This is a genomic window from Vibrio sp. 10N.247.310.23 (genome assembly GCF_041467155.1).
Classification (GTDB): domain Bacteria; phylum Pseudomonadota; class Gammaproteobacteria; order Enterobacterales; family Vibrionaceae; genus Vibrio; species Vibrio crassostreae_C.
Genome location: NZ_JBFSTZ010000017.1, coordinates 19,984 through 31,687 on the forward strand (window position 1 = coordinate 19,984; position 11,704 = coordinate 31,687).

Here is an 11,704-nt window from a genome sequence, read left to right on the forward strand (position 1 = left end):
ATTGGGCCAGAGCGCAAATAAAAAGGATTCCCCATCTAGGGCGCATTCCGTATAATGAGGCCATTATGGCAAAGAATAAATCAAAATCAAAAGCCGGTAGTAATACCATTGCGCTTAATAAGAAAGCTCGCCACGAATATTTCATCGATGATGAGATAGAAGCGGGGCTTGAGCTACAAGGCTGGGAAGTAAAATCCCTACGTGAAGGCAAAACCAATATCGCAGAAAGCTACGTATACATCCGAGATGGCGAAGCATTCATCAGTGGTATGACGATTACTCCGCTAACTCAAGCGAGTACTCATATCGTGGCGAACCCAACACGTATCCGTAAACTATTAATGTCGAGAAAAGAACTCGACAACCTTATCGGTCGTATTAACCGTGAAGGCATGACGCTTGTCGCAACCGCACTTTACTGGTCTCGCTCTTGGGCGAAGATTAAAGTTGGCGTAGCGAAAGGTAAAAAGCTGCACGATAAACGTACTGATATGAAAGAAAAAGATTGGGCGAGAGATAAAGCACGAATTATGAAGAGTAATTTGCGTTAATTTTAAGCACTTAAACGCACAGTGCTAGACAGGGTAAGCTTTTCTGGTACTATGCAAATAACACTTGGGGCTGATTTAGGATTCGACAGGAATTTTGAAGTCTGAGGTGCATGCCGTGGGGCGGTTGGCCACGTTAAAAGCCGCAAAAAAATAGTCGCAAACGACGAAAACTACGCACTAGCAGCTTAATAACCTGCTCAGAGCTCTCTTACCCTAGCTTCCGCTCGTAAGACGGGGACCAATAAGAGATCAAACCCAAACTAGCTAGCGTGGCTTCTCCCACCTGAGAGGAAAAGCGCGAATTATAATTCAGGTTAGCCTTTAACTAGCGTGTCGGTTCGCAGGTTGCTGGTGAAATTAAAGATCGACTAAGCATGTAGTACCAATGATGAATGATTTTTGGACGCGGGTTCAACTCTACCATCAAGTCTTAATTTTAGTGTCTTTTTATGAAAAGCCTTACTGAGTAAGGGGTCAACGACAGTTTATCTGGTAATCGTATTTTTCATAAAACATTGCATAAATTCTTGGTTATGATTATATTATTCATAACTTTAGTAAGCGAATAAGTCGTTTTATGAACCTCAGATTCATAAAATGCACCGTATAAATTGCGAATCGATTTATACACAACGGGGGTGATTTAGGATTCGACAGGAATTTTGAAGTCTGAGGTGCATGCCGTGGGGCGGTTGGCCACGTTAAAAGCCGCAAAAAAATAGTCGCAAACGACGAAAACTACGCACTAGCAGCTTAATAACCTGCTGAGAGCCTCTTTGCCCTAGCTTCCGCTTGTAAGACGGGGAACAACAAAGAGTCAAACCCAAACGAGCTAGATCGGATTCTCCCGCCTGAGAGATGAAGTTCGAAATATAATTCAGGATAGTCATTTACTAGCGTGTCGGTTCGCAGGTACTTGGTGAATTTAAAGATCGACTAAGCATGTAGTACCAATGATGAATGATTTTTGGACGGGGGTTCAACTCCCCCCACCTCCACATTCGAGAAGCCGTATATTCAGTGAATATACGGCTTTTCTTTTATCTAGAACTTTAGTTTTCTAAACCTTTAGTCGCTTATTGAATCGACCAAGATTTCTTACACACTTTTTCAGTTCTCTTCCAATACTTGCATTAAAAATGTATGAAGAATCGATGACGATAACTATCGGCTGAAAATCTAGCTACAACACAATGGCGCACTTCTATGTTAGAAAGTGCCACGGTAAAAAATTCAATCTGAGAAGCCTCTGGACAGAAATCATTTAGGGTCGATGGTCTAAATAACCCTCAATTCATTACTTTATGTATTCTGAACCAGCCAAGCCCACACTACATGTGAAAATCAGTAATGAATAAATACTAATAGGCAAGGTTCTATGTTTTGCCTTATTCTATTTAAGCTGCATCCCCCCTTCAGACAACAGTTCCGATATTTCCCCTCTACAGACGACGTAAAAAATAGCGCATTCTAGAATTGAGGCTATCTCTTTTACTCAAAGAATCAACTCCTTGATTCAATATGAGTCGGACTGACATCTATTCCAACACGACATGATGATCACGACTCGCATTACAAGCCAGCGTTACGCTGCGTGCTATTAACTCCCCTAAAGAGTCTAATTGTAAGGGCTTTGTTATTACTCCATTGGCACCAGCGTCCACGAATGCTATGGCTGTATCTTTGGTAACATCAGCGGTACATCCAAGAATAATACCCTGAAAAGCATGCTCATTTCGTATTAATTTTGTCGCTTCTATGCCCCCCATTTGTGGCATTTGATGATCCATCAAGATTACGTCAAAAGAACATTCGCGCACCCTTTTAACAGCTTCTATACCATTAGATGCAATATAGGTAGTAAACCCTAACTTTTGACACAATCGTTGAGCAACAAGCTGATTAACACGGTTATCCTCAACGATAAGGACTGACTTACCGGAAAAGTCTTTTTCGCCTGAGAGCGTTCTTTGATCTCGGAGGGTGGTTACTCTTGGGCTTATCACCTTTGCCACAAAGCAGCTTCCTGAACCTAACTCACTTGTAACAGTAATATCCCCCCCCATTGATAAGCATATTTTTTTCACGATGGATAAACCTAACCCTGTACCTCCAAAATCGTGCATCGTTCTAACATCTGCTTGTTCGAACGCATTAAAAATGCCTTTTAAACGATGGGATGGTATGCCAATTCCGGTATCAGATACCTGAATACAAAGCTCATTTTTATCACTTTCATATTTTAAAACAACCTTAACCTGTCCATCAGAGGTGAACTTGATGGCATTACCCACTAAATTGTAAATAACTTGACGTATACGAGTTTTATCACCGACTAAAATTAGATCTTCAGGCAAGCTATTGGTGTCGAATATAAGCTGAAGTTTTTTTTCAGAAGCCTGTGGTTGAAAAGAATTTTTTATAGGGACCAATAGTTTGCTTAGCTCAAATTCTTCCTGAACAAAAACTAAACTTCCTTGTTCTAGATTTGAAAAATCAAGAATTTCGTTTATCACCACCATTAGGTGTTCACCTGACTCCAATAGCGTATCTAAGTGCGTCTGAATACTTGGATCTTTATTATCCGATATGAGTAACTGTGTCATTCCTATAACACCATTCATTGGAGTTCTTATCTCATGACTCATTGTTGCTAAAAACATAGACTTAGCTAAGTTGGCTTCCTCTGCCTTATTTACAGCTACCTGTAATGCTAGCTTGGTCTTCTTCAACTCTATAATGTAATGATTGAGATAAAGAAAAACGGCAGAGAATATTAAAATAATGAATAGTATTAAAGTATAGACGGCTGCTTTACTGGTTAAGAAGATGTTATCCATCAAACGTTCATGAACATGTTCCGCTGCTTCATCCATCTCTTCTGAAAACACCTGCCTCTCTAATTCGATTAATGAAACCTCTGGTACTATCTGTTGTTTTGCTTTAAGCATTTTATCAAGCAATACCAACTGTTTATCCGCAGTTTTTACGTACTCCTCAACTACAGAAGGGAGGGGATTTCCTACCCAAATCATTTGAGGAAATCTAACGTTAATGTCGTTGCTAGCTTCTTTTAAAGTGTTTAACTCAGAGGTTAGCTTTTGTATTTCAGAAAGTAGTTTATTTATCTTGTGGTCACCATCTTCTCTCTGAGTTAAATGTATATAGCTTCTCATGTGGACAAGGCTTGCAGAATGAGCAACGATTGAGCTTTCAGTGGCCTCTAGAAGGGAGTTTTGAGTTTTAAATGAAAAGAAAAAACTGAGAGTTATGCCTATTGCTAGCGCAATTAAAGCTTCCATAACATTGAACTTTTGTGAGTATTTATAATTCACTTGAGTCCTCCAGATGAAATTCATGGATAACAGGTATAAAGCTTTCTTTTTCAATATAATAAAAAAAGCAAGCAACCATCAATAACCAAACAATTAATGTTACCCATACCAATACGTTTGTTTTATTCACCTTCCAGCACCTCTTTTTCTCATATGCATAAAGTTTAGAAGAGGATAGCTTTAGTGGCTACTCAAGTTTCGTGACATAAGTCACCGGAGATAAAATGCTATATATGAGATACTTAGTTTTAAAAAGGGTAAAAAACCTAAAAGAGGTACAGCGAAAAGTTGAAGTTTAAAAATTGCTCCAACTACGTAGTAACACATCTCGGAGCACAAATGTTTAAAATAGTTGGAGTAATTCGCTTTTTCCCGAAGCGACCTTACCGATATAGAAAATCATTTTTGCTGCATGAGTCTTGTTGTCGGTACATGAGCATGATTTGGGTAAATTCCGGTTGTCTACGAACGTGAATGTCATAACCGAAAGTGATAATGGGGCAGATCTGCGTTACGTTGATCTACACATTACGTTGATCTACACCGCCAGCACGAAGCTGGACAAAAGCACGTTAGAGTATTGGTCCTAACATGCGAGATTGGGATTAGACAAAGTATCTTGAACCCTTAAACGTTTGTTTGCTGCAAACTCTACAGTTAAAGGTCAAACTCTATATTGTAGAGTTTGAACACATTAACCAATGGCTCTTCCCACCCAAGACTCTCTTTCAAAGACTCTACAATTGGCCTCACTTGTTCTGTTGAGACGTTGATTTCAATTTTAAGTAACTTGTAGTTTTCGACCTTACCTTTAGAACCAAATACTGGATTTGAGCCCTCTAATGCTCGATGAGATCCTGTGACCGAACCAATCGCCCAGCAATGGTCGTAATTGCCAATTTTATCGACTCCAGATTCATGTAGTACATTTTGTACTAACATCTGCTGATCTGGATTACAGAATATTTCTAGTTTATACATTTTCGATAATACTCGTTATATACTGATTGCAGCTAACGCTTTCTATACGGCGATTGTCCGTATTCCATGGCGAAATAATGCCTTCTTTCTTTTTAATCTTCAACGATAAATCAATAAGATAGCAACCATTAAAAGGGTTGGGGCACACAGCACCGTTTAGTTTTGACAATTACTAGTTTCAGATAACTTTTAGTAGGGGAAACGCATATCTCTAGATTCTGTAAAGCACTTGAGCTAAGTTGTTTCGGGGCAAAGGTGAGACAGTATGGAACTGGTAGAAGTGCCTTACTCAACTTTCAGTATAAAGCTCGACAGTGTTTTCTAAAATTTCTTTATTGGTATGCTCAACATGCACAAACTCAATACGATCAAATGGTGTTGAGTACAGACCGGATTCTCCTGTTGTCGCAAGGATTAACATCATGGGTATCTGCGAGATTACATGCCAACGTGATAGAGCGTCTTCGAATGATATATAGCACTGTTGGTCTTTACGGAGTGATAAAGTGATCTACTAAATGGCACCTGAAGGTGTTTGAGAGCCCAAAAACACAATCAAATCAAACTGAATATTCACGAGATAAGGACTCCTAGCCAATATCTGTTCAACATTGTCAGTTTGAAAAATCGAGCAGATCTCATCTTTCGTGTAAATAAATTGTCCTGTGCGGCGGTAACGCATTTCAAGGAGCATTCTCATGCACCCCCCCCCTATCGCTAATGATCTATCATATTTTACATGTGAATTTCGGTATTAAAGAACACCTAAACCTGTACTTTTTTTCTTCCAATAGTGCAACTCAGTGAAAATGTATTGAATCAGTCCAAACAAAAGAAGAGGTAGGAACAACTGAGTGCAGCTGTGAGGTGAGGTTGCAAAATAGATAAGTTGTAATCAGCCTAATCCAACTAATATCCATTCCAAGATTAGTCAAAGGATGGAACATTCTTGGGGAGGAGTTTAGGAAGCCTAGATTTGTCAATTAGGCTAGCTTTGTGAGCCATATAGAAGGCCTCCCTTCGTGACTATAAAAATAGTTTATATACAGAACTACTCATTGCCAAAGGTACCACTGATTTCGAGAAACACCTTCAGTGAGCTGATGCTTGGTTGCTCATCTAGCTTTGTCACAACATAAAAATTTTCATTTTATACTTATAAAGACAGAATATGCTTTTTCGGCTGCACAACTTTGCTTTTTCCCGTTTAGTGTCTAACATTGATTTTGGATGACATACACGGGACTGCTGGCGGTTCCACCTAGGTCGTAAAATTCACAATCTAATACTTGATAATTCATTAGTTGAAATGACCAATGCGCTTTAGTTCGCCAGCCGAAAGCGTTAAGTCTTCAGGAAATGAGTTATGTATTTAAATAGAACTTCTTTTAAAATTATCCTCGATTCATTCTCTAAAGCATTAGAGAATGAAGTTAAGACATCTTATCTTGAACTACCTCCATGTAAAAAAGGTCCTCAAGAACTCAGGTTTGGCAATCGAAAAAATTTAGCTTGCTGTGTTTTTTTTGGTCAAACAAGATCTGAGATAGAACAGTTTTTTCAAAAAAATCCCAATGGTTTCATTGGTGTGAATTTTGATGTACTTGAAGATGGCAGTCTATGCATCTTAAATAGAGCTTTTCAACAGCTCCGTCATGTACAGCTAGATAGTCACTCATACCTTGGAAAGGAAGTACTAGTTCCTTTAGATCCTTGTCAGATTCAAAGCATAATTTATCAGACACTATGCCCGATAATTACTAAACTAGACCCTTTTTTTGCTTTGGTTGAGTTCGAGTCTAGATTAGGTTCCAAGATAAAGGTTTATGGATTCGGAAAGTGGTTTGCCGATGGGGATAGAATAAAAAACAAAAATGCACGTTCTTCTGGGCTCAGAATTGAAAACAAAAATTTAGCTTACACAGGTCACTACACACCCGTTTCATCCCATCATTGCTTATACCAGCTCTCATTTTTCACACCAGCAACTCACAATCTATTACGTGAAATTTTACATATGCTGATCTCAGAAGCACAGTCCAATCCCATTCCACTGGAACGCAAACTTAATCAAGCAGAACTCGCTGAGATGTCATGTAGGTTTGTTGTATCCAAGCTAGGGTTCCTAAAAGACGAGTTTATTGACCAGATCAAAGACCGTTTCTCAGAGTGTATAGATCCCCCTTATTATTCAGTAGAAGCAGAAGCTCTTAGTTATTTCGAAAGCATCAGTATTCCGATGGGAATAACGCTACTCGACGAGTGTTCGCTTAGCTCAACAGCTGAGTGGATCCTAAGCAATTTGGCACAGACACGCATGCCTGAATATACCTTTCCAGCGTGCAGCACCTTTGGACACAACTTTTGCACTAACATAAAACAATATTTAGATGATAGTTATGACGACGACGCTAGATGTAGTCTCGATTCCATCATGAACTACTTTGAAATTTCTTTCGATCACGAAATTTTAAAAACTGAAGAGGAATTCTCATGAGATACCATAAGCCCGATATCGGTTGGATTACATTGCGTGTTAGTTCGGATGAACATGGCACACACTATAGAATATTCGGGTTGTGGAGCAATGGGGAGTGGCGTTTGAGTAGTGGCGCAGACAGCGTTGAAACCATTGAGCAGATAACTGAAAGGTCTATCTATTGGCCACAAAGCTCTTCAATCTACGAACTAGATTTAAACCTAGAAGGGAATATTCCAGTTAGTGATAAGGTGTTCCTAGATAAGATCATCTCTTCTGCTCCTCCACACTTCTGTGTGGAAGTGGTTACGCTGCAAGAGCTTGAGATGTAGAGCCTCCAGTCAAAACTAGAAGAAAAAACGGGGGACATAATCATCGGGTAACCCGTTTGGTTAAGAAGTGGTAAATGATTTACCACTTCTTGCCCAAAATCATTCTGAGCTTTCAAGAAACATTAAAATAGTTAGTAGTTTAGTCACTAACATCACTAACATCAAATCAGAATAGCCGAGAGTGGCGAATCTGTCTTTTTGTGAAGGTGTTGGACATAAATGTTTCAATGACTTTGCTAAATTAGTAAATCATGAATTAGTTCACGTATCGAAAATGCAGAGCGTTAGCTGGCAGCTTCATCGATTTGTTAGCAACAACTTTCACCACAGCTACAACACTCACCTGTTTCTATGCTAATTACGTTACCTTTGCATTCTTGACTGACGCAGTCTTTTCGTTCAATTGGGTGAAGATCATCACAGACAAAACAATATAGATGTTCTGATTCAGGAGTGTTTGGGCTTAATACCGCATAGACAGGCTCAATAGTTGTATATTTTTGGCATTCGTAATAACACTCTGGGCATACATATACACGTTGTTTTTTATCGACACCAAAAAATTTCTTAACTTCAGCCCGTTTGAGAATGGAAAAAACAATAAAAAACTCCCATGCTATCCGCCCATTTACATCGTCAGATGAAAAGATATGTGCTCCTGGTGATTCGTGCAGGAAGTCTCTACGCGTAGTCACCCATTTTTCATCTGGAATTAAATGTCTGTGCATTTCCAAAAGCGTAGTAACAACTTCAATAACTGTTACTTTTAAACGATGATCAACGGTGTGCATTACACGGTTTCTCAACTTTCTTAACTCATTATATTGCTTAATAAATTCATCGCTTAAAGGAGCGTCAGAGAACGTATTGAATACTTTAACTAAATCTTGAGCGTCTATTGTTCGTAGCTCTGAAAAACTAATTTGAGGTTTTTTAGGCCAATCAGATGGAGAACCTGCTATCAAAAGGTACGGACTAATACTAGCAATTTTCCCTTTGATAATCAGCTCAACTCCTTGCTGAACTATAGCCAAAGCTGTCAGTATTCTTTGTTTTGCAGCCTCCCAGTACTCTTCCTCAACTTCATCATCTTCCACATATGTAGCGAACTCATCAAATTGAGTTAGAAATGACATTACTATGTCCCATGCAAAGTCAAACTGCGCCTTACCTGCATTTGCAAAGTCGATTTCTTCTGGTATATCAACTACCATGTATTACCTTTTGTTGTTACTAATGCGACGTTAAGGTAGACAACGCCACCACCTGACCTAACCCATTGTGCCGTAAATACTAAACCAGACGCAAAAATTCCGCTCGCTGTATAATAATGTTGAATTGAATGTTATGGCCGATTTAAACCCTTACCTTTTAGCTCATTCCCTCTAGCTAACACGCCAGCACTAAGAAGCAGGTCATTTTTATCTATGTTTTGGATCGAGCAAACAAGTACGCCACTTGGACTTATTACCTTGTTTTCATTAATAAAGAAATCATTACATTTGTGTAGCCAAAATCGCCACTCAAACCCACCAAAGAAGAAAGTAATATATTCAATGCCCAGAGGCTTGCTCGCTGTCTTTTTCGGGTTAAATATCGTTGATTTGCTCAGTTTTAATTCAGAAAATGACGCATTCTCATTAGGAGTATCAATAAAAATACGATCCATGAAGCAAGGGAGTATATGTGGCTCAAGAGGAGATAGCTCATTCAAGTTTTTTCTTAACAACTCGACTATTATCGGATCTAATTCGACGTACTTGTAAAAATCGAGCGAACTAATCGCCGCACGCCATAGCAACGACATCTGAAACAGCTTTAGTTTCCGATAATCGATATTGCTAAAAGTAATCTGCTTAACACCTCTTGAGCTTGAAGCACCAACTTTCTTGGGATTTCTCAACACTAATTCAATAACATAAGACTCAAATTCATTGGAGAATTTTTGTTCACATGCGCGACATAGTAATGGTTCGGCGTAACTTTCTTGGGCAAATTTGTTTCCAGACTGTGACACCTCAATATACTTACCAATCTCACTCTTATCGCCATTATTCTCTTTGCCTTTAACAAAGCGAAAAAACGCGTCAGGAATGATATGTGACTCTTGGATATCTTCTTTTTCTAGACACAATTTACACTTCATTGAACTGAATCCTTTCTGTTAAAGGTTTTAACGGCACTTAAGTACGTAAAGCTTCACTAATGCCGACAATAGAGTATTGATAGATACGATGATGGTTAACATTCTAACACTACTATATGCAACCTGTAATACACTTTGCATTACTCTCTATTTCAATAAGAATTTCTTATGCTAGAGGGGAGCGTTGTAACGCGTTTTGGGGCACTTTCGAGCTAGAAAGTGCCACGGGTAAAAATTCAACCTGAGAAATTCTTGAACAGGAGCGATTTAGAGTCCGAAACCTATATTTTGAACTCTAGATAAGCCAAGTTTGGGGGGGAGACTGTCAGAGCTGTTCTGGATCAGCACACTTTAAAACATAGCCTTGCGAATTGTACAATAAATGTTTCTAGCCAATATCGGATAGGGCAGAGGTGCATTTCAATTATTGCATTCGTTAGTTAAGCCTCTCTGGCGAAGCTTTTCACCGATAAGTCTCTTGACTTCAGCTTCAACACCTGTTTTGGATAAATCTCCTGAAACGAGCTTTTCAGCTACCTCTTTTTGAACTTCACCAAGAATGATGTCCTTATATTTTTTTTTCTTTTCTATTTTTTCTGACCGCTCCATTAAACACACCTTATTTAGATGTTCATTCCGTTTCTTATTCCAAGATTCACTGTAGCTAGGCATTTTAGTATTGATCCAGTCCATCATTTTTTTGTTCGAAGCAATAGACATATTTAGATAATGACTTAAATCCAACTCAAGGAGGCTAAAGTCTAGAGTGAGATCTATTTCACTTCCGTTTACTGGATCAATGCTGTAAGTCTTGGTGAAACAGTCTCCATCATGTTTACCTGATATATCAAAGATGTACTTAAAGAGACCGTATAATTCGACGTAACCAGTTATTCTTCCCTTTCTTCCACATACTGAGACAACATGTATGGGAGTGGTTTCAGGCCGGTTGGTAACTAAATCTGTATCATAGTATGGAACAAAAGGCAGAGCCTCAACCTGACTCGAAAGGTACTCAAACACATTCTTTAAATCGGCCTGTTTAACACCAACATCTAGAGCGTGCAAGTAAATCATCTTTGAAACCGCACGACCGACCTCTGGTCCAGCAAGGTCTATACTGTTGCTTATATTCAATGAATCTTCATCATCAACAATGATTTCTCTATGTTCAAATGTTGCGTAGTCTGCTACTAGATTCCTTTTCTTACAGTAGCTTTTTATAATATCCCTTGCGGTTTTTTCGTTGCTAGAACGGATGGATATAACAGACTTCTGACTGTCTATGTCTATTTCTTGGAAGGTCGGCTTGCGGGGCTGTATTTTTCCATCAGTAGAAAGGACGCTTTGTTCGCCATTTTCTCTATCGGTGATATTGACAAACCTATCATCGCCTCTCTCTTTGGTAATTCCAAACAGAACATTTAGAAGTTTGAACTGATTACAAAGTAAGGCGTCCCACCTGCGACCAGATTCATTATTACAATGATTACAAATTAAATTGTCGTTAGTCTTTCTTCCACCAATACCATTGGGAATTATATGTTCCTTGCTACCAACCCCGCCAGTACAACCCTCGAAGATTCCATTTAATGCACAAGTGCTCATGGCAAGTTTCCTTGGTAATCGTTACTACAGTTTTTATAAATTGGAATGCTAAAAGACCTTTCAAGCAGGAATTTTAAATCACACTCTAAAAATAGGAGCACATTCATCTCAGCGCTTTGTTTAAAGGATGAACAGGCTTTGCTGCTATGTTATTGTATATGAAACTATTTTTACAAACTTCAGGTAAAACACATACCCCACCACGCTAACATTTAGTTATTAATAATCACTAGCAAGAAAGCCTTGCCATTCACCTATGTATTAGCTTTAGT

At 38.9% G+C, this 11,704-nt stretch carries 8 protein-coding genes and 2 other RNA genes; 5 read left to right on the top strand and 5 right to left on the bottom strand.

Annotation, left to right across the window (positions count from 1 at the left end):
- The first annotated feature begins 65 nt into the window (after nucleotides 1-65).
- The 3 genes from smpB (at nucleotide 66) to ssrA (AB6D93_RS14080) (ending at nucleotide 1,552) form a co-directional block, all read left to right on the top strand.
- Entirely contained in the window at nucleotides 66-551 is a 486-nt protein-coding gene (smpB, locus tag AB6D93_RS14070; protein ID WP_004735156.1) for an SsrA-binding protein SmpB, read from the top strand.
- A gap of 66 nt (nucleotides 552-617) precedes the next feature.
- Nucleotides 618-974: a transfer-messenger RNA gene (gene ssrA / locus AB6D93_RS14075) on the top strand.
- Between the two features lie 211 nt (nucleotides 975-1,185).
- Nucleotides 1,186-1,552, top strand: a transfer-messenger RNA (tmRNA) gene (gene ssrA / locus AB6D93_RS14080).
- Between the two features lie 537 nt (nucleotides 1,553-2,089).
- On the opposite strand, the gene AB6D93_RS14085 is transcribed toward ssrA (AB6D93_RS14080), so the two are convergent.
- Together AB6D93_RS14085 and AB6D93_RS14090 are read right to left on the bottom strand one after the other, a co-directional pair.
- Nucleotides 2,090-3,910: an ATP-binding protein gene (locus AB6D93_RS14085; RefSeq protein WP_004735155.1), complete on the bottom strand. Its 1,821-nt coding sequence runs from the start codon at nucleotides 3,908-3,910 to the stop codon at nucleotides 2,090-2,092.
- A gap of 633 nt (nucleotides 3,911-4,543) precedes the next feature.
- On the bottom strand, nucleotides 4,544-4,867 hold the full coding sequence (locus tag AB6D93_RS14090) for a hypothetical protein (RefSeq protein WP_004735154.1): 324 nt from the start codon (nucleotides 4,865-4,867) through the stop codon (nucleotides 4,544-4,546).
- Nucleotides 4,868-6,233: 1,366 nt separating this feature from the next.
- Here AB6D93_RS14090 and AB6D93_RS14095 point away from each other — a divergent pair.
- Together AB6D93_RS14095 and AB6D93_RS14100 are read left to right on the top strand one after the other, a co-directional pair.
- On the top strand, nucleotides 6,234-7,364 hold the full coding sequence (locus tag AB6D93_RS14095) for a hypothetical protein (RefSeq protein ID WP_004735151.1): 1,131 nt from the start codon (nucleotides 6,234-6,236) through the stop codon (nucleotides 7,362-7,364).
- Nucleotides 7,361-7,678, top strand: a complete 318-nt coding sequence (locus tag AB6D93_RS14100) for a hypothetical protein (RefSeq protein WP_102333752.1) — start codon at nucleotides 7,361-7,363, stop codon at nucleotides 7,676-7,678. The genes AB6D93_RS14095 and AB6D93_RS14100 overlap by 4 nt, the downstream gene beginning before the upstream one ends.
- 308 nt (nucleotides 7,679-7,986) lie before the next feature.
- Here AB6D93_RS14100 and AB6D93_RS14105 read toward each other — a convergent pair whose 3' ends face one another.
- From AB6D93_RS14105 to AB6D93_RS14115, 3 genes are all read right to left on the bottom strand, one after another.
- On the bottom strand, nucleotides 7,987-8,892 hold the full coding sequence (locus AB6D93_RS14105) for a hypothetical protein (protein WP_102333751.1): 906 nt from the start codon (nucleotides 8,890-8,892) through the stop codon (nucleotides 7,987-7,989).
- A 131-nt stretch (nucleotides 8,893-9,023) separates the two neighbouring features.
- On the bottom strand, nucleotides 9,024-9,824 hold the full coding sequence (locus AB6D93_RS14110) for a hypothetical protein (protein ID WP_102333750.1): 801 nt from the start codon (nucleotides 9,822-9,824) through the stop codon (nucleotides 9,024-9,026).
- A 420-nt stretch (nucleotides 9,825-10,244) separates the two neighbouring features.
- Nucleotides 10,245-11,432 (bottom strand): HNH endonuclease, encoded by a 1,188-nt coding sequence (locus tag AB6D93_RS14115; RefSeq protein ID WP_102333749.1) that lies wholly within the window; start codon nucleotides 11,430-11,432, stop codon nucleotides 10,245-10,247.
- Nucleotides 11,433-11,704: the final 272 nt, after the last annotated feature.

Bases quoted from the DNA above. Each gene is read 5' to 3' on its own strand.
- smpB (WP_004735156.1), top strand. From the start codon at position 66: ATGGCAAAGAATAAATCAAAATCAAAAGCCGGTAGTAATACCATTGCG.
- AB6D93_RS14085 (WP_004735155.1), bottom strand. From the start codon at position 3,910: ATGAATTTCATCTGGAGGACTCAAGTGAATTATAAATACTCACAAAAG.
- AB6D93_RS14090 (WP_004735154.1), bottom strand. From the start codon at position 4,867: ATGTATAAACTAGAAATATTCTGTAATCCAGATCAGCAGATGTTAGTA.
- AB6D93_RS14095 (WP_004735151.1), top strand. From the start codon at position 6,234: ATGTATTTAAATAGAACTTCTTTTAAAATTATCCTCGATTCATTCTCT.
- AB6D93_RS14100 (WP_102333752.1), top strand. From the start codon at position 7,361: ATGAGATACCATAAGCCCGATATCGGTTGGATTACATTGCGTGTTAGT.
- AB6D93_RS14105 (WP_102333751.1), bottom strand. From the start codon at position 8,892: ATGGTAGTTGATATACCAGAAGAAATCGACTTTGCAAATGCAGGTAAG.
- AB6D93_RS14110 (WP_102333750.1), bottom strand. From the start codon at position 9,824: ATGAAGTGTAAATTGTGTCTAGAAAAAGAAGATATCCAAGAGTCACAT.
- AB6D93_RS14115 (WP_102333749.1), bottom strand. From the start codon at position 11,432: ATGAGCACTTGTGCATTAAATGGAATCTTCGAGGGTTGTACTGGCGGG.